This is a genomic window from Streptomyces ortus (genome assembly GCF_026341275.1).
Lineage (GTDB): Bacteria > Actinomycetota > Actinomycetes > Streptomycetales > Streptomycetaceae > Streptomyces > Streptomyces ortus.
In genome coordinates this window covers 3584897-3606014 of the sequence record NZ_JAIFZO010000002.1, presented here as the reverse complement: position 1 = coordinate 3606014, position 21118 = coordinate 3584897, and the positions used below count along the sequence as shown (strand labels likewise).

The window sequence follows — 21118 nt, the reverse complement described above, 5'->3', positions numbered from 1 at the left end:
GATAGGTTGTCGCCCAGCGTGAGCCGTGTGTGGAGTGTGTGGGGAAGATCTGTACGGGGGGTGCGGACTCGTGATTCGACTGCGACTGCTGGGTCCGGTGGAGCTTGTGGCGGGGGAGCGGGGCGTGGAGATCGGGCCGCCCCAGCGCAGGGCCGTGCTGGCCGCGCTGGCGGTGGACGCCGGCAGGCCCGTCACGGCCGACGTGCTGATCCGGCGGGTCTGGGGAACGAGCCCGCCGGACGGGGCCCGGCGGGCACTGCACGCGCACATCGCCCGGCTCCGCCGACTGTGCGAGCAGACCACGAACGACGGCGGGGACGTCCAGTTATGCCTGGTACGTCGTTCGGGCGGCTACCTTCTGGAGGCCGAAGCGGACCAGGTGGACGTGCTCCGCTTCCGCCTGCTGGCCGGCCAGGGACGGGAGACGGGACGCACGGACGACGACCGGGCGGCACTGCTGCACGAGGCGCTGCGCCTGTGGCACGGAGACCCACTGGCCGACGTGGGCGGACAGTGGGCGGAGCGGGTACGGGAGGCGTGGCGGCGCCAGTACGTGGACATCACCGTCGGGTGGGCCGCCGTCGAGTCGCGTATCGGCGATCCCGTCACCGTGATCGGCCCGCTCACGGATCTGCTCGACGAGTTCCCGCTGGTGGAGCCCCTGGCCGAGACCCTGATGCGGGCCCTGCACGCCGCCGGCCGCGGTGCGGAGGCACTGGACCGCTTCGCCACCCTCAGACGCCGGCTGGCCGAGGAACTGGGCGCCGACCCCGGTCCCGGACTGCGCGAGGCACACCGGGCGATCCTGCGGGGAAACCCGCCCGCGCCCGCCCGGCGGACGGCACACCGGAAGACCTACGAGCCCGCCTCCCACGGGTCCCTCCCGGCACGACCCGAGCCGGAGCCCTCACCGGGTCCCTCGCCGGTGACAGGACGGTGGCCGGGCGCGCTCCCCGCCCAACTGCCCATGGGCGTACGGAGTTTCACCGGCCGCGCAGACGAGCTGGCGCAACTCGACATGATCCTCGCGTCGACGGCCGTCCAGCCGTCGGCCGTGGTGATCTCGGCGTTGTCGGGCACGGCGGGCGTGGGCAAGACGGCGCTGGCCGTGCACTGGGCACGCCGGGCCCAAACGGCCTTCCCCGACGGTCAGTTGTACGTGAATCTCCGCGGATTCGGCTCCGCCGCAGCGGTCATGAGCCCGGCGGAGGCGGTACGGGGATTCCTGGACGCGTTCGGAGTGCCACCGGCCCGTGTCCCGGTGGGCCTTGAGGCACAGACCGGCCTGTACCGCAGCCTGCTGGCCGGACGGCGGGTGCTGGTGGTGCTGGACAACGCGCGCGACGCCGAGCAGGTGCGCCCGCTGCTGCCCGGCGCGCCCGGCTGTCTGGCGCTGGTGACCAGCCGGCGCCTGCTGACCGGCCTCGCCGTGGCCGAGGGCGCCCATCTCCTGACCGTCGACCTGCTCACGTCCGGCCAGGCCCGAGAACTGCTGACCGGCCGACTGGGCGTGAGCCGGACGAGCGCGGAGGGCGCCGCCGTCGGGGAGATCGTCGGACGGTGCGCGGGACTGCCCCTGGCCCTCGCGATCGTGGGAGCCCGCGCCGCGGCGCGCCCCCGGTTCCCGCTCGCCACCCTCGCCGAGGAACTGCGCCGGGCCGAGAACCGCCTCGACGCCCTGGACGGCGGGGAGGTGACCAGCCAGGTGCGTGCCGTGTTCTCCTGGTCCTACGAGGCGCTGAGCCCCGGGGCGGCCAGGCTCTTCCGGCTGCTGGGCGTGCACCCCGGGCCCGACGCGGCCCTGCCCGCCATCGCCGCCCTGGCCGGCATACCGGTCAGCCGTGCCGTCGCCCTGCTGGCCGAACTCGTCGACGGGCACCTCCTCACCGAACACGCTCCGGGCCGGTACACCTTCCACGACCTGCTGCGCGCGTACGCCGTCGAACTGGTCGACGCGATCGACAGCGACCTGGAACGGCACACCGCGCTGCACCGGCTCCTCGACCACTATCTGCACACCGCCCACACCGCCGACGTACTGCTGACTCCGCAGCCCAACCCCGTCCCGTTGCCACCCGCCGGGCCGGGCGCCGCCCCTGAGACACTCGCGGACCACGAGCAGTCCCAGGCCTGGTTCGCGGCGGAGCACACCGTGCTCGTGGCCGTGGCGGAGCAGGCCGACGCGCGCGGCTTCGACCGGCACAGCTGGCAGCTCGCGGCGTCCCTCACCACCTTCCTCGACCGGCACGGGTACTGGCGGGTGCTCGCCGCCCTGCAGACGAGCGCACTGAAAGCGGCACGCCGACAGGGCGACCGCGCGGGCCAGGCCGGTGCCCACCGGGGACTCGGACTCGCCCTGGACCGGCTGGGCCGCGGCGAGGACGCCCGTGGCCACTACCTGCTCGCCCTCGACCTGTTCGCCGAACTCGGCAGCGACGCGGGCCAGGCGCGCACCCACCAGCACCTCGCACGGATGTCCGCCGCCCAGGGCAGCCCCCAGCGGGCGCTCGACCACGCGGGGCACAGCCTCAGGCACTACCGGGCCGCCGCCGACCGGGCCGGGCAGTCCGCCGCCCTCAACCACATCGGCTGGCTCAGCGCCCAGCTCGGCGAGCACCACGAGGCCCTCGGCCACTGCCGACAGGCCCTCGACCTGGCCCAGGAGACCGGCGACCTCAACGGGCAGGCCCACACCTGGGACAGTCTCGGCTACATACAGCACCGCCTGGGCAGGCATGCCGGGGCCGTCGACTGCTACCGGCGGGCCGTCGACCTCTTCCACCGGACCGGCGAGCGACAGAGCGAGGCCGCCGGCCTGCTGTGTCTCGGTGACATCCATCGCGTCACGGACCGCCCCGACGCCGCCCGCACCGCCTGGACGCGGGCCCTGGCCATCACCGACGAGTTGGCCCTCCCGGACCTGGATCCGCTCCGCACCGAACTCCTCACCCGTCTCGACGTACGGACCGGGCCGGCCTCGGAGCAGCGGGAGCAGCCGCTGCGGTCGGCGGTCCGGGCCGTGCCGGTGAGGGCGGTGCCGGAGACCTCCGCCCCGTAGCCGTGCGAGGCCGCGGCCCGGGTCACTCAGGAAACCGTGGCGGCGGGCGGCGTCCACCGTTGGGCGCGGCGCACCGAGTCGGAGACTCCGTACTCCCTCTTCAGCTGTTCGGGGATGGCGTAGTGCATGACGCGTCCGCGGGTGAGGGAGGACAGTTCGAGGACCGTGGTGAGGTGGCCGAGGCGGTCCAGCGCCCAGGCGCCCAGCGGTGAGCGGTCCTCGATGGTCTCCAGTACGCCGAGAAGGTGGGGCACGGCCTTGACGACCGTGTCCCACGGGCTGCGGGGCACCTGGAGCCAGTCGCCGCAGGTGTCGCCGGCGAGATGGCGGATCAGCGCGGAGACGACCGGGTCGAAGAAGGTGCCGGGCACGACCTCTTCGTAGAGGTCGATGAGCTGCCGGGTCAGGTGCGCGCCCTCCTCGGAAGGACCCATGTGCCGGACCATGTACAGGTCGAGGAACTGGCGTGCCTCTTCGAGGGACTTGGGTACGGCGTCCTGGTCGACCCCGAGCATCGCTCCGACGACCCGCCAGGCGTAGTAGTAGGCCTCGGCCCCCTCGGTGGACATATGGATGCCGAGGCGGTGCAGGGAGTCCAGCACCAGCAGGGAGAAGAACATCTGCCCGCCGATCATGTCCTCCTGGCAGATCGGCGTCCCCTGGTCCTCGGTGCCCCAGCGGTCCTCGCGTGCGAGGTGGTAACGGATGGAGGCGTGCAGCAGGCGGACCTTCTGGGCGGCGGGGATGAAGCGGCTGCCGGCCTCGAAGGCGTCCGGCTGCATGAGGTAGACGGTGAACTGGCCGGTCTCCGCCATCCGTTTGGACGGGTACTTCAGCCCGTGGGCGGCCGACAGCAGCTTCGCCACATGGGGGACGACGTAACAGGCGGGCATGGAGGCGAAGGAGAGGGCGGTGGAGATGTGCACGTTGTTGTCGATGAAGAACAGCCGGGCCTTCTCCATCTCGCCCCAGTCGACCCAGGCCGGCGGGGTGCTCGTGGCCCGCAGGTACTCCCGGGCCACCTCGGGCAGCCCGTCCGGCAGCGGCGCGCCGACGGTGGAGACGTACCGCATCAGGGTGTTGAACTTCCCCACCTCACCGCGTTCGAAGAGGGTGGCGACGGTGGCGTCGGCGAGTTCGTCACCGGACTGCCGCAGGGCGTCCATGGATGCCTCGGTGTAGTTCATGGCAGGGCTCCTTACGAGGTTCAGGACGAGGTTCAGGACGAGGATCAGGACAGGCGGGCCGCGGCCGAGTGAGCCAGCGACGTCAGGGCCGAGGCGGCGTGTGCGGGTACGTCCAGTTCGTCCAGCGCGCCCAGGGCCTCCGCCACCCGGGCGGCGATCATGTCCTCCACGCGGTCGGGTGCCTTCAGCCGGCGCATCACCTCGCGTACCGCGCGCAGCCCGTCGCCGTCCGGGTCGCGCCGGCCCAACAGGGCGCGCAGCCGCTCCCGGTCGGCGTCATCGGCGAGGCGCCAGGTCTCCGCCAGCAGGGCCGTGGGCCGCCGGCCGCGTACGTCGTCGGCGTTGGCCTTGCCGGTCCGGTGCGGGTCCCCGAACAGGCCCAGCAGGTCGTCCCGCAACTGGAACGCCTCACCCAGCGGCAGCCCGTACGCGGAGTAGCCCTCACGCAGCCGCCCGTCCGCCCCGGCCAGGGCGCCACCGATCAACAGGGGGTGCTCGACGGTGTACTTGGCGGTCTTGTACCGGATCACCTTCAGCGATGCCGTGATGTCCGGCTCGTCCCCGGTCCGCAGGATCTCCAGGCACTCGCCCGCGATCAGCTCACGGGCCAGCACCGACCACAACGGGCGGGCCCGCGCCAGATAGGCCGCGGGCAGCCCACTGGTGGCGAACAACTGCCCGGCCAGCCCCATCAGCAGATCGCCCACCAGCAGCGCCAGCGACCTGGCGGCGGCGACGGCACGCGGACGGCGGCGTACGGCACCGCGCAGGGCGACGTGGGCGGTGGGCCGCCCGTGCCGTAACGCGCTGTCGTCGATGAGGTCGTCGTGCACGACCGCGGCGGCGTGCACCAGCTCCATGGAGGCCGCCGCCCTGACCAGCGCGTCGCTGTCCGGCTGTCCCACCGCGCGCCAGCCCCAGTAACAGAACGCGGCCCGCAGCCGTTTGCCGTCCGCGACCGCCGTCTCCATCTGCGTGGCCACCGGCCCGAGCGCCGGGTCGATCGCCGCCAACTGCCCGGCCTCCTGGGCCACGAACGCGTGCAGCACCTCGTCGACGCGGCGCTTGAACGCCGCCGGATCCGAAGGGTCAGACATCGTCGGCGGCCTGTCGGGCCAGGGCACGCCGGGCCAGGATCTCCAGGTGGGCCGGGGGCGCGGTCGCGTACCGGTCCAGCACCAGGCGCCCGCGCGCCAGCAGATCGTGCTCGGCCTCCGCCGCCAGTTCCGCGCCGTCCGAGCGGCGCAGCAGCCCCCGCACGGCCCCCAGGGCCGACCCCGCCGTGCTCACCGTCAGCTCGGCCAGGCCCGCCACCAGCAGGACGGCCCGCTCGTCCATACCCTCGGCTCGTTCCGTCGCTCGCGTCACGCCACTCCCCACCCACAGCACATCCGGACGGCGCCCGTCGCACGCCGTTCTTCCCAGCATCACGACATCCAGCATCACGACATACCGGGCACAGGAGGTAAGGAACTCACGATCGAGTGATCACCTCGCTCGACCGTACGGATCACGGTCGACGCCGGCTCGGGTCGTGGAGGTGCACCGGCCCGGCCACGGTGACTCCACGAGGCCCGGGATCCCGGTGACCGTCGCCTTCCAGGACCCGTCCGACGGGCGGGAGTTCAGACTGCGGCATACGGGAAGGAACGGCCATGTCGTGGCAGCGGCCTGGGTGGGCCAGGAGTTCCCGGTGCGCTATCCGCGCCGCCGCCCCGAGCGGTGGCACCTCATGCTGGACAGCAGAGGGGAGGAGCGGGGGCTGGGCGGCCCGAACTGCATGCTCCTCCGGCTGCTCGTGGGGCTGGTCGTCCAGCCGTCCGGCGTGGCCGCCGACCCGGTCGCGCTCCAGACCGTCGTCTCCGAACTGCGGATTCCGCGCACCGGCGACCAGGTGCTGCTGATCGCCGACCCCGCCCGGCCGGGCGGCTACCTCTACGCGGGGGACGGCGTGACGCCGTAACACGGTGGCCCCGGGACCTGCCTCCGTCCCGACGCTCCGGCCGCGCACAGCAGTGGTCCCGCGACCACGCGCACAGCAGCGGTCCCGACAACGCACATGCGGTGGTCCCGGAGACAGGAGAACGCCTCCCCCCACCGGGACCACCGCCGTGCGTGCCGTCGGCTACGGCTTCTCGTCGCCGTAGAGGGTGCTCACCTCCTGGGCGGTGAGTGCCCGGTCCACAGCGTGCACCTCGTCGACCGCGCCGTTCCAGAAGTCGACGTTCGAGCCGTCCCAGTGGGCCCGGCCGACCGTGAGCGGGCCGGTGCTCCCGAGTGCGGCGCCGCCGGTGGTCGTCGCCGCGAGCTTCCCGTCGAGGTACAGCTTGATCTCGTTGGTCACCGAGTCCCGGACCCCCACGAGGTGGTACCAGCGCCCCGTCTCCGCCGCGACGGCCACCTGGGCACGGCGCTCACCCGGGGTGCTGAAGGCGAAGTTGCCGTGTCCGTACTGCAGATAGAACGAGTTGGCCGTGGCACGCGTGTCCTGGCTGACGGCCGTCCCGTAGTTGCCGGGAATCCCGTCGAGCCGCACCCACGCCGACACCGAGTAGCTGCCGCTGGTGTCGAGCACCGGTCCGGAGGTCTCCGCGTACTGCTTCTGGCCGTCGAACTTCAGGGCGCTGCCGCTGACACCCTCGGTCCAGGAGGCACCCTCGCGCAGCGTGAGGGGACTCTTGCCGGGCCCGGTGTCCTTGGCCGTGGTGCCGGTGCCATCGTCGAGGGTCCAGTGCCCGCCCTTCAGCTTCTGCTTCGAACCGGCCGCGGCCCCCGCCGCGATCACCTTGAGGTTGACCTTCCGTACCTCGGCGGCGTCCATCTTGATGTCGCGCCGGTCGTACGTGTAGAGACCGTTGAGCTCGTTCTCCAGGTCGGTGATCTGTGTGTAGACCGAGCCGGACAGTTCGGCGCCCGCCTGCTCGACGTAGAACTTCTCGGTGTTCTCGACGTACTTGCGGGTCAGCTCCGCCTTCGTGGTGACACCGCTGTAGATCACGGTCGGGGCACCGGGCCACATGTGGCCGGGGGAGCGGAGGGTGAAGCCGCCGTGCTCGCCGTCCATGGCGGCCCGCTTCTCGTCCGGGAAGGGCGGGTCGTCGTTGTTGTAGTCGTGGTGGTCGATGATGTCGCCCTTGCCCGAGTCACCCTTGCTGTTGCAGCAGTTGACACCGCTGTGGGCGTTGACGACACGGGACGGGTCGGCGGCCTTGACGGCCTCGGTGATGCGGCCCGTCTCTTCGCGGTTCCACTCGCCCCAGCCCTCGTTGAAGACGATCCAGCCGATCACGGCGGGCGAGTTGTGGTGCTGCTTCATCACCTCGCGGCCCTGGTCGACGAACGCCTTCTGCCCGGTCTCATTGGTGATGTTCCCGGAGACGAAGTCCTGCCAGACGAGCAGGCCGAGCTTGTCCGCGTGGTAGAACCACCGCGCCGGCTCCACCTTGATGTGCTTGCGCACCGCGTTGAAGCCGAGCTTCTTGTGTGCCTCCAGGTCGAAGGCGAGGGCGTCGTCGCTGGGCGCGGTGTAGAGACCGTCGGGCCAGAAGCCCTGGTCGAGGGTGGCGAGGGAGAAGACCGGCTTGCCGTTGAGGACCAGCTTGTTGAAGCCCCCCACCTTCTCGACGCCGATCTCGCGCATACCGAAGTAGCCGCGGACCTTGTCACTCGACCTGCCGTCGGTCAGCGTCACGTCGAGGTCGTAGAGGTACGGGTCGTCGGGGCTCCACAGATGCTGCTTCGCCACGGGCAGGGTGAGCTTCTTGTCGGCCGCGCCGCTGACCCTGCCGACGACCTTGCCGCGGGCGTCACGGGCGACGGCCTCGACGCGGGCGGAGGAGGAGGCGCCTTCGGAGTCGACCGTCACCGCGAGGGTGCCGGTGTCGATGTCCGGCGTGGTGACGACGTTCTCGATCGCGGCGGGCGCGACCGGCTCCATCCACACGGTCTGCCAGATACCGGAGGTCTGCGTGTAGAAGATGCCGCCCGGGTTCGTGGACTGCTTGCCCATGGGCTGGTCCGCGCCGCCGGTGTCGGTGACGGCGACCACGATCTCCTGCTTGCCGCCCTTCTTCAGCGCGTCGGTGATGTCGACGTCGAAGGCGGTGTAACCGCCGGTGTGCTCGGCGACCTTCGTCCCGTTGACATAGATACGGGACTGGTAGTCGACCGCGCCGAAGTTGAGCTTGAGCCGGTTCGAGCGGCTGTCCTTGCCGACCTTCCAGCTCTTGGGCACGTCGATGACCCGGCGGTAGAACATGTGGTCCTCGTGCCGCTCAAGGCCGGACAGCTGCGACTCGACCGGGAACGGCACGGTGATCTTCTCGCCGAGGTCCTTGCCGAAGACCGGCTGCTCACCCGCCTTGGCGGCGCTGAACTGCCAAGGCCCGTTGAGGTTCTCCCACTTGGACCGCTTCTGCTGCGGCCGCGGGTACTCGGGCAGCGGGTGCTTCTTGTCGACCTTGTCGCCCCACTTGGTGGTGAGACGGTGGGTGGAGGCGTTCTCCGCGTACCGGATGACCTTCGGTACGGCCTTGCCGCCGACCGTCAGACCGCCCGAACCGTCGTAGGAGACCCGGACGAGCTGGGCCTTCTGGATCGGCTCCGACAGATTGACGTAGAGGGAGGAGGAGTCCCCGGGGACGGACGTCACCGACTTGATCGGCATGGCGGTCGTGTCGGCCTCGACCTTCAGATGGTCCTTGACCCCCTGGAGGCTGCCCACCTTGCCCTCGAAGCGGGCGCGCAGCCGCGTCCCGTTCTCGGCGACGGTGTACTCCACCGGGAAGACCTCGAAGTCGGCCGGCGGGGTGAACGCGGACATCGGCACGATCTGCTTGGCCAGCGTCGGCGTCGACCAGCGCAGGTACATGTTGGCGCCGCCGGTGTCCTGGAACAGCTCCAGCCGGAACGAGTGCTTCTCACCGGCCGTCAGTTTGACGGCCTGGCTGGTCTGTTCCTTGTCCCAGTCACCCACCCAGTGGTCGATGACGGGCTCGTCGTCGATGTAGAGACGGAAGCCGTTGTCGCCGATGGCGTAGAACGTGTAGTCACCCGTGGCCGGCGCCTCGATCTGGCCCGTCCAACGGGCCGTGGTGTGCTCCGTCTTACCGGTCAGCTCCTTGAACGTGTCGGTGAGACCGGAGAAGTTGATCTGCGGGTCGAGCGTCGTGCCACCGAGTTCGGCGAAGTCCCGGGCGCCGGGCGCCGACATGCTGAAGTACTCGCCCTTGAGACCGTGCGTCACCACGGCGGCCTGGCCGGTGGCGGGTGCCGACGACGCTCCGCCCGTCGACTCCGCAGCCGCCGCGACGGGCAGCATTCCGCTCGGGGGCAGCACGAGAGCCGCCATGGCGAACAGCGCCAGCACTCTGGCTCTGTTCCTGGTTCTGGGGCGGGTGCCGTGTCGTGTCATCGAACCTTTCCTCGCATTGAGGCCGCGACCACGACCGCGTCCGACTGCCGGGGCGGGCGGGCTACGGGTGCTCGGGTGCGGCCTTTCCAACGTTGGAAACCCTCTGCCAGCGGTATGACAACACGCTCACAGGAACCTGTCCAGACCTCGTGCAGCACTCTGTTGTGCGGCGTCACGACGAGGAGGGCGCCGGAGTGCCGTGCGGTCGCCGGATACGGGGAACGGGAGAGAGGAGGGGTGGTGCGCAGTGCCAAAGCGGTTGCCGACGGGCAGAGTTAGGCCGAAATTGTCGAATACCCTCTTCTTGAAGACGTCGGATGTCGTGGCCGTGCACGTTCCTGGACGCACACGTTCATGGGCGTTCACCCGGAGGAGGCGATCGTGTTCACGAGGCGCATGCGTCTGCTCGTGGGCGTCCTGATCCTGGCCTGCCTGGTCCTCCTCGGCCGCAGCGGACCGATCGACGGCCCCTTCGCCAAGTCGCTGGAGGACGAGGGCACCGCGGACGTCGTGCCGAACCGCGTCATGACCTGGAACATCTGCAATCCCTGCGACGAGAGCAGCGCGGACCGCGCGGCGGAGATCGCCAGGTACGCCCCCCAGGTCATCGGCATGCAGGAAGCGTGCGTGCGCGACGTCGAGCGGACCCGGGACTATCTGGAGAGGCGGCACGGGCTGGTCTACCACGTCGCCTACGGGTCGGTCCTGCAGAACTGGGGCCGTTGCGGGGGACTGCCGTGGAGCCCCGGAGCCTTCGGTCAGGCGATTCTCTCGGCGGCGCCCATGACCGACGTCGTTCACAAGGAGTATCCGAACGGCGGATCCGAGGACCGCGGGTACATGGCGGTCACCACGACCGTGGGCGACCGGTCCGTCCGTCTCTTCAACACCCACCTCGCGCAACGGCGTCAGGAGGCCGTCCGGGCGGACCAGACCCGCGTGCTCGCCGCGGAGGTGGCGCGCTACGACCGCGCGATCGTCATCGGCGACTTCAACGCGGTGTCCAACGCCCCCGAGCTGGCCCCGATCTGGAAACTGGCCACGGACGTCGACCCCGCGTGCCTGCCCTCCTCGTACTCCGGCGACTGTAAGCCGACCACGGACTGGCAGAGCAAGTTCGACTACATCTTCCTGCGGGGGATCCGCCCGCTCGATCACCGCGTTCATCCGACCCGGTACTCGGACCACCACATGCTGTACGGCGACCTGGACCTCGGAACGGCGCGGGGGGACGGTTGAGGCCGTCTCCGTGCGGGCGTCACCCCGTCAAGACGCGAACGCAGAACGGGCCGGCCCTTGCCATGACCCCCGTGTTGTGTTCAATCTATTGACACGTCCATTACGAAGGCTTTACGTTGCGCCCACCTGAGAGCGCTCTCAGGCACCCGTCCCGTGAGACTTGAGGTGCCGCATGCCATCCCCCCGCATCAGGCCGGCAGCCGGGTTGCTCCTGGCCTCAGCCCTTGTCGCCGTGGGCCTGGGCCCGGCCGCCGCGCCCGCGGCAGCCGCCACCGTGCCCGTAGGCTCCGGCAGTTACTCCGACACCCGGCCCGCCGGTACGTCGGGCCCCACGACCAACACCGGCGCCCCGGTCACCCCCAAACTGACCGCCGCCGCCAAGGACAGACCCGTCCCCACCAACGACTGGTGGTCCTCCCTGGCCTTCCAGCGCTACGGCGACAACCCGTACTCGACCCCCATGTACGGCCACCCCCTCACCTACCAGGCCGCGTCCGGCGGTCTTGACGTCGGCTACCCGACGACCCCCGCGATCGTCGGCGACGGCCGCCAGTACGAGTACGCCCACAAGCGCGACCTCACCATCGGGCTCACCGGCCTCAACTCGCCCGACACCAAGGCCGACGACTGGTCCGACTGGACGGTCACCCCGCAGTGGTCCGACGGCACCCGCACCCTGCGCACCACCATCGGCCACGGCTCCCCGTTCGTATACGCCAAGGGCACGGGCGGCAACGCCCAGATCACCACCGCCGCCACACCCACCGTCTTCTCCGACCAGGGCAACGTCCTCGGCATCACCGTCGCCGGACACCACTACGCCCTCTTCGCGCCGACCGGCAGCGACTGGAACATCGCCGGCTCCACCGTCACCGCGGGTCTCGGCGCCAAGGACTACTTCTCCGTCGCCGTGCTGCCGTCCACCGACGCGCTGGCGACCTTCAAGAAGTACGCCTTCAGCTTCGTCACCGACTCCAAGGCGACCTGGAGCTACGCCGGCGGCACCGTCAGAGCCACCTACACGCTCACCACCGAGGCGAAGGAGGGCACCGAGCGCGGCACGCTCCAGGCCCTCTACCGCCACCAGTGGCTGAACACCACGGACGCCCTGACCTCGTACACCTATGTCTCGCCGCGCGGCACGATGAAGGTCCGGGAGTCGGCCTCCTTCAGCACGAGCCAGAAGTCGTCCGCGGTGCTGCCCGGACTGCCCAAGTCCAGCGGTGTGGACACCGCCAGGCTGCGCGGTTATCTGAACGAGGTCGTGAACGCCTCCGACCCGTTCTCCGGAGCCTCCGACACCTACTGGACGGGCAAGGCCCTCGGGCGCCTCGCCCAACTCGTCCCGCTGGCCGACCAGATCGGCGAGACCGGCACCCGCGACAAGCTCCTCGGGCTGATGAAGGGCAAACTGCAGGACTGGTTCACGGCAGGCGGCGCGAACGAGTTCAGCTACGACAAGGACTGGAAGACGCTCACCGGCTACCCCGCCTCCTACGGCAGCGACACCGAGCTGAACGACCACCACTTCCACTACAGCTACTACGTCTACGCGGCGGCGATCGTCGCCCAGTACGACCAGGGATGGGCCGCCGACTCCGCCTGGGGCGGCATGGTCAAGGCCCTCGTACGGGACACCGCCAACCCCAGCCGCACCGACACCGCCTACCCCTTCCTGCGCGGCTTCGACGTCTACGCGGGCCACAGCTGGGCCTCAGGACACCAGGGCTTCGCCGCCGGCAACAACCAGGAGTCGTCCTCCGAGTCCACCAACCTCAGCGCCGCCCTCGTCCTGTGGGGCTCCGCCACCGGTGACACCTCGCTGCGCGACCTCGGCACCTACCTGCTCACCACCGAGTCGGAGTCGATCGCCCAGTACTGGTTCGACGCCGACGAGCAGGTCTTCCCGTCTTCGTTCAGCAAGGACACAGCGGGCATGGTCTGGGGCAGCGGCGCCGCCTACGCGACCTGGTGGACCGCCAACCCCGAGGAGATCCACGGCATCAACGTCCTTCCCGTGACCGGCGGTTCGCTCCACCTCGGCGGCGAGAAGGCCGCCGTCCGGCGCAACATCGCCGAGATGGAACGGGAGAACGGCGGCTCGGCCGTCGAATGGCGGGACATCCTCTGGGAATTCCAGTCCCTCGCCGACCCGGGCACCGCCAAGGCGAAGTGGGACGCGGGCAACGCCGACTACACCCCGGAGCAGGGGGAGTCGAAGGCGCACACCTACCACTGGATCAACACCCTCGACAGCGTCGGCGCCCCGGACGCCACCGTGACCGGTGACATCCCCACCTCAGCCGTCTTCACCAAGGGCACGACCCGGACGTACGCCGCCCACAACTACGGATCGACGGCCCGTACCGTCACCTTCTCCGACGGCAAGACCCTCGCCGTACCGGCCCGGTCCACCGCGACCGGCACCGGGACCGGTTCGGGCGACCCCGACCCCGACCCGGACCCGCCGACCGGGACCGGCAACACCTTCCAGTTGCGTACCGGCGGCACGCTGACCACGGCGACCGGGGGCACGGCGGGCAGCGACACCATCGCCTCCGCCGGTGGCACCAACCACGACGGCACCCCGTACCAGCCCCTCGTCTACGAGGTCCGGGGCGTCGACGGCACACTCACCCCCGGCGCCCAGAGCGCGTTCCGGCTCCAGGTGGACGCGGGCAGCGCCGTCGGACTGGGCCAACAGGCCCGGGTCAGCTACGACTTGACCGGCGACGGCACCTTCGATCGCACCGAGACGTACAACTACTTCGCGACCGACCCGGTGAGCGGCTGGGAGGAGTACACGCAGGCCCGCGGCCTCAAGGCGGCCACGGGCACGGCGGGCGATCTCGACGGCGGCACCGTACGCCTCGAAGTGTGGAACGCCATCGGCAACGGCGCGTCCAAACTGCAGACGGGCACGGACAAGTCGGTGCTGGTCATCCCCTACAGCTGAACCGCAGGACCGCCCGCGGCGGGCAACGGCGCCGGCCCTTGCCCGCCGCTTCGGCGGGATATGACACAGGCTCTCAGCCCTCGACGGTGTTGTAGTTGACGATCCCCTCCACCAGGACGGCGACCGCACCGACCAGTGGACTGTCCACCCCCTTCCGGACGACGTCGGGCAAGCGGTGCGCCTCCTCCTCGGTGACCGCCACCATGCCCCAGAACGCGTTGAAGGCCGCGGGATCCGCCGGCTTGTCGGTGGCCGCCTCGACCGTCACGACGCCGTCCCCCTCGACCAGGGCCAGCGCGCCCATCTGCCCCAGCGTGCCGGGATCCCGCTCCTCGGCGGCCACCACGCTCCAGCCCGCCCCGTCCACGTGCCGGAGTGCGGCGAAGAGACTGCCGGCGCTGCCCGGACCGGAGACAACGATGTCAGGCAGTACGAGGGCCACCGGCCCCCGCGTCATGGGCAGGGCGGACCGGATCGCGCCGTCGAGGTCCGGTTCGAACGACTGGTCCTGGTGGACGAAGACCAGTTGGAGGGTGTCGGCGTAACGCGTCAGATAGCTCACCGTGTCCAGCTTGTGCGTCCCGAACACGACGACCAGGCGCACATGGAGTCCGCTCTTGGCCAGTTCGACGACCGCCTCCAGGCTGCGGTCCAGCACGGTGACCCCGGGAGCCAGACAGTGCAGCTCCTTGGAGTAGGGCGCCTTGAAGCGGGTGCCGAATCCGGCGCAGGGCAAGATGATCGAGACATCGGGTACGGGCGCGGACGGTCTTTGCATGGAGCCGCTCTCAGGTTGTGTGGACGACAGGGAACCTTGCACGCGTCGGCGGGTACGGGCGGCCGGGGGGCCGACGGGGCACCGTCGGCCCGAAAGCACGTCGGCGATCACCGTAGCCATCGGGCCGGTTCCGCGCGAGAGGGCGTGGAGCGAGTGAACCGCCCACGCTGTACGGGAAGCCGTGCGGTCGCCGGGAAACGAGGCACCGTCGGTGACCGCTGCCGCCCGAACCCGTGTGGCCTCGACCGCGGTTGGGCAGGCATGGGCCGGAACGTATGGCGAGCCGTGACGAAGGAGAGCGCACGATGCGGGTGTTGTTGTCCACATACGGGACGCGCGGCGATGTCGAACCGCTGGTGGCCCTCGCGGTCCGGTTACAGGCGCTCGGTGCGGAGGTACGGATGTGCGCCCCGCCGGACGAGGAGTTCGCGCGGCGGCTGGCGGGCGTCGACGTGCGACTGTTTCCGGTCGGGCCGCCCGTGCGGTCGATGATGAGCGGCACGTCCCTGCCCTCGGCGGCGAAACTGTTCCGGTCTCGGAACGAGTTGGTCGACGCGCAGTTCGACGTCCTGCCCGCAGCGGTCGAGGGCTGCGACGCGCTGGTGGTGGCAGGCCTGGCGCAGATCGCCGCCCGGTCCGTGGCCGAGGCCGCGGGCATCCGCTACGTGTACACGAGCTACGCGGCGGTCAACCTGCCGTCGCCGCACCATGCGCCGCCGCCGAGGCCAGGCTGGCCGGAGCCGGAGACCGACGACAACCGCACCCGGTGGGAGGTGGACGCCCAGCTCGTGAACGCGCAGTACGCCGAGACACTCAACGGCCACCGGGCCTCGCTCGGGCTGCCCCCGGTGGACAACGTCCGCGACCACGTGTACTCCGAGCAGCCGTGGCTGGCGGCCGACCCCGTCCTGGGACGGTGGCCGCGGACCCCTGGCCTCGACGTGGTGCAGACGGGCGCCTGGGGCCTGCCCGACGAACGCCCGCTCCCCGCCGGACTGTCGGCGTTCCTGGACGCCGGCGCGCCGCCCGTCTACGTGGGCTTCGGCAGCCTGCGCCCGGCGCCGGACATCGCCCGCAGGGCCGTCGACGAAGTCCGTGCACAAGGCCACCGCGTACTCGTCTCCCGGGGCTGGGCCGACCTGGACATGGCCGACGAGCAGGACGACTGCCTCACCATCGGCGAGGTCAGCCACCAGAGCCTGTTCCCCAGGGTGGCCGCGGTGGTGCACCACGGCGGCGCGGGTACGACGCTGACGGCGGCCCGGGCGGGTGTGCCGCAGGTGGTGGTACCGCTCCAAGTGGCCGACAACCCGTACTGGGCGAGCCGGGTGGCGGCCCTGGACATCGGCGCGGCCCTCGACGGTCCGACCCTCACCGACGACTCACTCACCCTCGCGTTCAAGACGGCTCTGGCCCCCGGAACCCGGGCGCGGGCCAAGGCCCTGGGCGCCGGGATCCGCTCCGACGGAGCGGAGGTCGCCGCGAGACTGCTGGTCGAAGCCATCGGCTGAGCGGGACCGACCAGGCCTCGGGCCGCCGCACCACGTGCCGGCCGGCCGCCGGCTGCTAGCGTTCGGGCGCATGGAAGAGAGCGTGTACGTGGGCAACGCCGGCAAGGACGCGGCCCTGGACCGGGGTTGGCTGCTCGGACACTTCAAGGAGCACGGCGATCCGCGCCACAGCGATGCCCTGGAGGTCAAATGGGGCGTCCACCCACGGGGCGAGGGGCGGGCGCAGTGGGTGAAGGGCGAGGTGCGGACAGCTCTCCTGGTGCTCATCACGGGCCGCTTCCGTATGGAGTTCCCCGGTCGAAGCGTGCTCCTGGAGGAACAGGGCGACTATGTCGTGTGGGGCCGGGGAGTCGACCACTCCTGGGTCGCGGAGGACGAGTCCGTGGTACTGACCGTGCGGTGGCCCTCCGTGCCCGGATACGCCGTGGCGCACGACGACGAGCGGACAGGCTCGGAGAGCTGAGCACGCGCCTGCCCGACCGTCCCGGTGGGTCCGCCCTCAACGACCGGCCGGCGCCGACTCATGGGGGTGCGCCTGGGCCTGCCGGAACCGCCCCGGCGGGACTCCGTACTCGCGCCGGAACGCGCCGGCGAAGGCGAACTCCGTCGAGTAGCCGACCTGCCGGGCAATCGCGGCCAGCGACGCGTCCGTCTCCCTGAGCAGCCGGGCGGCGCAACTGAGCCGCCACTGCCGCAGATACGTCATGGGCGGCTTGCCGACCACTGACGTGAAGCGCCGCGTGAACGCCACCCGCGACATGCACACGGTCTCACTGAGCCGCGCAACCGTCCACTGCGTCTGCGGCTCGTTGTGGATCGTGCGCAGCGCGGAGGTGATCGCCGGGTCGGACAGCACGGGCCGGCCCTGCGAGCCTTCGTCCTCCATCCACTGACGCAGCACGTGAACGAGCATGAGGTCGAGCAGCGCCGACCGCGTCACCCTCGTACCCTGCTGCGCCTGTGCCTGCGCCTGCGCGTGTGACTGTGACTGGGCGTGCGCCTGTGCTTGTGCCGTGTCGTCGTCGAGCAGGTCGATGACCGACCGCAGTGCCGGGAACCGGCCATGGTCGGGAGACACCACGAGCAGGTCCGGCATGACCGTGAGGTACGGGTGCACCTGGCCGTGGTCCAGACGGTAGGCGCCGCAGAGGAACTCGAAGTCGGCCGGGCCGGCGGGCGGGCGGTCGAGGCCCAGGGTCACCTGCGGCAGCCCGTCGAGCAGACACGGAGCGTGGCTTAGCCCGTGGTCCGCTCCGGAGGTGACCAGGACGACATCGCCGGGGTGCAGGGCGACGGGCGGCGCGTCGGCTGAGACGAGCCAGCCGGAGCCCCGCAGGACCACGTGGAAACCGCTCCCGCTCAAGCCGGCGTACCGCATGCCCCACGGACCCGACTGACGGAAGCGTCGGACGGTCTCACGTCCGACGCGAAGACCGGAGACGGCCTGGCTGATCATGTCCACCCATCCAATTGTATCGGCCGTCCAAACGCGTATGCGGTGGCGACGGCCGCGTATGTCCGAGCACGTCAGCCGCTGGTTCAGTGAGTGGCATGAACGAGAATCACAGCGGAACGAAGGACTGCGTCGTGGTCGGCGCGGGGGCTGCCGGACTGAGTGCCGCACTTACGCTCGGCCGGGCCCGGCGCGGCACCATGGTCATCGACGCCGGCCGGCAGAGCAACCTGGTCGCGGGGGGTGTCGCGGGACTGCTCGGACACGATGGGCGGCCTCCTGCCCGGTACTACGCCGCGGGCCGCGCCGAACTGCTGGCCTATCCGTCCGTCGAGCTGCACAGTGGCGAGGTCACCCACGGTGCGCGGGAGGACGACGGAACCTTCGTCCTCACCCTCGGTGACGGCCGTCGCGAGCGGGCGCGGAGCCTGGTCCTGGCACCGGGAACGGACTACCGACACCCCCAGGTGCCCGGCTTGTCCGAACGATGGGGGGACGCGGTCTTCCACTGCCCGTTCTGTCACGGCTGGGAGGTCGGTGACCGCCCGCTGGGTGTTCTCGCGACGGGCGCGGTCGGTGTGCACGGAGCGCTGAACCTCCGGGCCTGGAGCGATCGGATCACGTTGCTGACCAACGGGGTCGAGCTGACCGACGGGCAGCGCGAGCAGCTGACCGCCGGCCGAGTGGGCTGGGACGAACGGCCGGTCAGTGCCCTCGACGGGCCGGGGACCGAGCTGCGGGCGGCGGTCTTCGCCGATGGCGCCGAACTCGCCCTCGGGGCTCTGCTGGTCAAGTCGACCCTCTATCAGCGCTCCTCACTGGCGCGGGATCTCGGAGCGTCACTGTGCGAACCGGACGAGATGCTCAGTGTCGAAGCGATCAAGGTCGACGCGATGGGCCGGACCGGCGTCCCCGGGCTGTACGCGGCCGGTGATGCCGCCACCTCGGTACCGCCGTCCATGGCGGCGGCCGTGGCCTCCGGTTATCTGGCGGGCGCCGCGGCGGCCGTGCAACTCGCCGCGGGGTACTGAACGGGTACCGGGCTGCCCCCGGTTCTGCCCCCGTGGACATCCCGACTTCGACGCCTGCCGGATAGGAGGGAAGAAGCAACAGCCAACAAAGGGGAAAATATGCGTATCCAAAGGGAGAACGACAAGGGAGCGGACAGTGCGGGCAAACGTCCCGCCTCCCGGCCGCCCACGGCCCTGCACCCGCTGATCGCTCTCCAGCAGGCCGCCGGAAACGCCGCGGTGACGCGCGCGATCCAGCGGGCACGGAACGAGCAGCGCCCCGAAGGGCAGCAGAACGTGCCAGAAGGGAAGAACGCCGATGGGCAGCGGAGCGTGCCCGAGGAGAAGACAGCCGACGGGCGGCAGAGCGTGCCCGAAGAGAAGGACACCGACGGCCCGCAGAGCGGGACCAGGGGTGGGACCGCGGGGCACGAGGCCGAGGGGACCGCGCCGGTCCAGCGGCGGCCATCGGTCCGCGACGCCGTCGGTTCCCCCGGCCGCCCCCTGGAGCCCCGCGTCCTGCAGCGGGCCGAGCAGGCCTACAACATGCCCTTCGGTCACGTACGCGTGCACAACGGTCCCCTCGCCCAGCGTTCGGCGGAGGACCTCGGCGCTCTCGCCTACACGACCGGCTCCCACATCGTGCTCGGTGGGAGCCGCGTCAGCGACGAAGTCATGTACGAAGAGGTCGACCACGTGCGTCAGCAGGCGCTGGGGCCCGTTCCCGGCACCGACAACGGCAAGGGCGAGAAGGTCTCCCGACCGGACGACTCGTTCGAGCGGAGTGCCGGCGCCAACGGGCGCAAGCTGGCCCGGGGTTCGGCGCCCGACCTCTCCCTCCCGGGGGCGTCGTTACCCGCCTTACCCCGCGGGGCGGTGCAGCGCAGCGCGGACGGATCCGTCCCCGTCCAGCGGGCGGACCGCCCCGGCCCCGTACCCACGGCCGAGCCGCCGACCGTGGCGGAACCCTCGACCGTGGCGGAGCCGCCCACCGTGGCCACGCTGCCGGCCGTCGTCCGTCTCGCGCGGCTGCTCGTCGGCGGCAATCAGGAGATCAGGAACAAGGAAGTACGGGCCGTCATCCACAAGCGGGTGCGAAGCGGCCCGAGGTTCACGGACGAAGAGCTGCGGACGATCAAGGCAGTGGAGTCCGAGGACCCCAAGTGGCTGAAGACCGTGGGCCTGTGCACCCATACCGAGGCCGAGACCTACCTCAAGGCGGGCAAGTTCCACGACTGGCTGGAGCAGCCGGAGGGCAAGCGCCTGTTCGTGGCCACCCTGCGCTGGGAGCAGGAGACCGAGAACCACAGTGCGGGCAGGCCGCCGGTGGAACCCAGCCGATCGGACTACCAGCTCGGCCGGCACATGGCGATGCACGCCGAAGACACCCCGGGGCCGGAGAAGGACCGGCTCGCGGGGGAGCGGAACGAGCAGATCTTCCAGACCTTCGTCGACACCATGCTCCCTCCCGGGATCAGCGACAAGGTGCCGGACGCCGCCAAGCACCGGGAGCGGGTCGCGCGCGGCACCGAGCTGCTGACCAAGATCTTCCTGATCCTGAAGGAGGGGCTGAAGGTCTTCAACCCTGAGGCCGGCGTCCACGAGGACTTCAAGGACGACGTCGCCCACGCCCTGGCCTACGGCGGACGCGTCAACATCCGCATTCCGCAACTTGCCGACGGCCAGCACGGTTACGAGCTGCCGCAGTGGCTCCACATCACCAAGGAGGACCGGAAGTTCTGGGAGCCCAGGTCGACGCCCGAGAAGCCGGTGTACCGGCGCGGGTTCGGTACGCATCACATGGACATCGGCGACAACCAGAAGGACGGCACGCGGGGCAGGTTCGTGGAGAAGGGTGAGATCGGGGCCACCCTGCAGAACTGGCTGGATCCGCACAGCCACCTCTACGGTCTGCCGCTGGCCCTCAGGGGCATGGGCAACAAGGACTTCCACGGCGACACCATTCTTCCGAACGAGTCGTACGGACACGCGTTCATGGGCTACAAGCCCCCGAGCGCCAAGCGGGACGGGGCCCTGCAGGTCGGTATCGAGACCGCCGGGCCGGGAGGCCGGACCCCCGACGGCTACGAGCACGGTCTGACGAGCAGTGAGAAGAACAGCAACCCCGTGAGTCAGCTGGGCGGCCACAAGGACGACAAGATCGGCGGCAAGGCTCCTCTCGAATCGAGCCAACGCCACGTCGACCTGCGGGAGTTCGGCGACTGGGTGCAGAAGCTGAAGGACCTGGAGAAGGACTGGAAGGCCGGTCTGGACGCGGCCAAGACGCATGAGGAACGCGCGGCCCTGTACCGGGACCTGATCGGCAAGCGGAGCGATTCCGCCTCCTGACCGTCCGCCTCCTGGCCGTCCGCTTCCTGGCCGGCGGACGGCTGCTCGTGCGGCGGCCGGCGCAGAGACCCCGCCGCACGAACGGCCCCGATCCCTCTGTTCACGTGGTGTTCGGCACACAACCATCGGCCGTTCCCGCGTGTCTGACAGGCGAATGTCAGCCG

Annotated in this window: 14 protein-coding genes; 8 read left to right on the top strand and 6 right to left on the bottom strand. The window is 70.7% G+C overall.

The window, feature by feature from the left end; genetic code table 11:
• Window positions 1-70: 70 nt before the first annotated feature.
• Entirely contained in the window at window positions 71-3058 is a 2988-nt protein-coding gene (locus K3769_RS19240; protein ID WP_267027639.1) for an AfsR/SARP family transcriptional regulator, read from the top strand.
• Window positions 3059-3084: 26 nt separating this feature from the next.
• Here K3769_RS19240 and K3769_RS19235 read toward each other — a convergent pair whose 3' ends face one another.
• The 3 genes from K3769_RS19235 to K3769_RS19225 are packed head-to-tail and all read right to left on the bottom strand — an operon-like array spanning window position 3085 to window position 5583.
• Window positions 3085-4245, bottom strand: coding sequence for an oxygenase MpaB family protein (locus tag K3769_RS19235; RefSeq protein WP_267027638.1), 1161 nt, complete (start codon window positions 4243-4245; stop codon window positions 3085-3087).
• 44 nt (window positions 4246-4289) lie between these two features.
• Window positions 4290-5342 carry a polyprenyl synthetase family protein gene (locus K3769_RS19230; protein ID WP_267027637.1) on the bottom strand — a complete coding sequence of 351 codons (1053 nt, stop codon included), beginning with the start codon at window positions 5340-5342 and terminating at the stop codon, window positions 4290-4292.
• Window positions 5335-5583 carry a polyprenyl synthetase gene (locus tag K3769_RS19225; protein ID WP_267031440.1) on the bottom strand — a complete coding sequence of 83 codons (249 nt, stop codon included), beginning with the start codon at window positions 5581-5583 and terminating at the stop codon, window positions 5335-5337. Before K3769_RS19225 ends, K3769_RS19230 begins: the two co-directional genes overlap by 8 nt.
• 322 nt (window positions 5584-5905) lie before the next feature.
• On the opposite strand from K3769_RS19225, the gene K3769_RS41290 reads away from it, so the two are divergent.
• A complete protein-coding gene (locus K3769_RS41290) occupies window positions 5906-6208 on the top strand; it encodes a hypothetical protein (protein WP_267031763.1) in 303 nt (100 codons plus the stop codon).
• A 162-nt stretch (window positions 6209-6370) separates the two neighbouring features.
• Here the strand turns inward: K3769_RS41290 and K3769_RS19215 are convergent, their stop codons facing one another.
• Complete coding sequence (locus tag K3769_RS19215; RefSeq protein WP_267027636.1) at window positions 6371-9658, bottom strand: LamG-like jellyroll fold domain-containing protein; 3288 nt, start codon at window positions 9656-9658, stop codon at window positions 6371-6373.
• Between the two features lie 354 nt (window positions 9659-10012).
• Between K3769_RS19215 and K3769_RS19210 the strand changes: the two genes are divergently transcribed.
• A complete protein-coding gene (locus K3769_RS19210) occupies window positions 10013-10897 on the top strand; it encodes an endonuclease/exonuclease/phosphatase family protein (RefSeq protein ID WP_267027635.1) in 885 nt (294 codons plus the stop codon).
• A gap of 172 nt (window positions 10898-11069) precedes the next feature.
• Complete coding sequence (locus tag K3769_RS19205) at window positions 11070-13853, top strand: glycosyl hydrolase (protein ID WP_267027634.1); 2784 nt, start codon at window positions 11070-11072, stop codon at window positions 13851-13853.
• Between the two features lie 73 nt (window positions 13854-13926).
• Here K3769_RS19205 and K3769_RS19200 read toward each other — a convergent pair whose 3' ends face one another.
• The gene (locus K3769_RS19200) at window positions 13927-14631 is read right to left on the bottom strand and encodes a glycosyltransferase family protein (RefSeq protein ID WP_267027633.1); all 705 of its coding nucleotides are present in this window, start codon (window positions 14629-14631) and stop codon (window positions 13927-13929) included.
• A gap of 305 nt (window positions 14632-14936) precedes the next feature.
• Here K3769_RS19200 and K3769_RS19195 point away from each other — a divergent pair, with 305 nt between their 5' ends.
• Both K3769_RS19195 and K3769_RS19190 read left to right on the top strand, forming a co-directional pair.
• The gene (locus tag K3769_RS19195) at window positions 14937-16142 is read left to right on the top strand and encodes a glycosyltransferase (protein ID WP_267027632.1); all 1206 of its coding nucleotides are present in this window, start codon (window positions 14937-14939) and stop codon (window positions 16140-16142) included.
• 70 nt (window positions 16143-16212) lie between these two features.
• A complete protein-coding gene (locus K3769_RS19190) occupies window positions 16213-16605 on the top strand; it encodes a cupin domain-containing protein (protein WP_267027631.1) in 393 nt (130 codons plus the stop codon).
• A 36-nt stretch (window positions 16606-16641) separates the two neighbouring features.
• Here K3769_RS19190 and K3769_RS19185 read toward each other — a convergent pair whose 3' ends face one another.
• Window positions 16642-17604 (bottom strand): AraC family transcriptional regulator, encoded by a 963-nt coding sequence (locus K3769_RS19185; protein WP_435369365.1) that lies wholly within the window; start codon window positions 17602-17604, stop codon window positions 16642-16644.
• Window positions 17605-17693: 89 nt separating this feature from the next.
• Between K3769_RS19185 and K3769_RS19180 the strand changes: the two genes are divergently transcribed.
• Both K3769_RS19180 and K3769_RS19175 read left to right on the top strand, forming a co-directional pair.
• The gene (locus K3769_RS19180) at window positions 17694-18626 is read left to right on the top strand and encodes an NAD(P)/FAD-dependent oxidoreductase (protein WP_267027630.1); all 933 of its coding nucleotides are present in this window, start codon (window positions 17694-17696) and stop codon (window positions 18624-18626) included.
• A 99-nt stretch (window positions 18627-18725) separates the two neighbouring features.
• Window positions 18726-20954: an eCIS core domain-containing protein gene (locus K3769_RS19175; protein WP_267027629.1), complete on the top strand. Its 2229-nt coding sequence runs from the start codon at window positions 18726-18728 to the stop codon at window positions 20952-20954.
• Window positions 20955-21118: the final 164 nt, after the last annotated feature.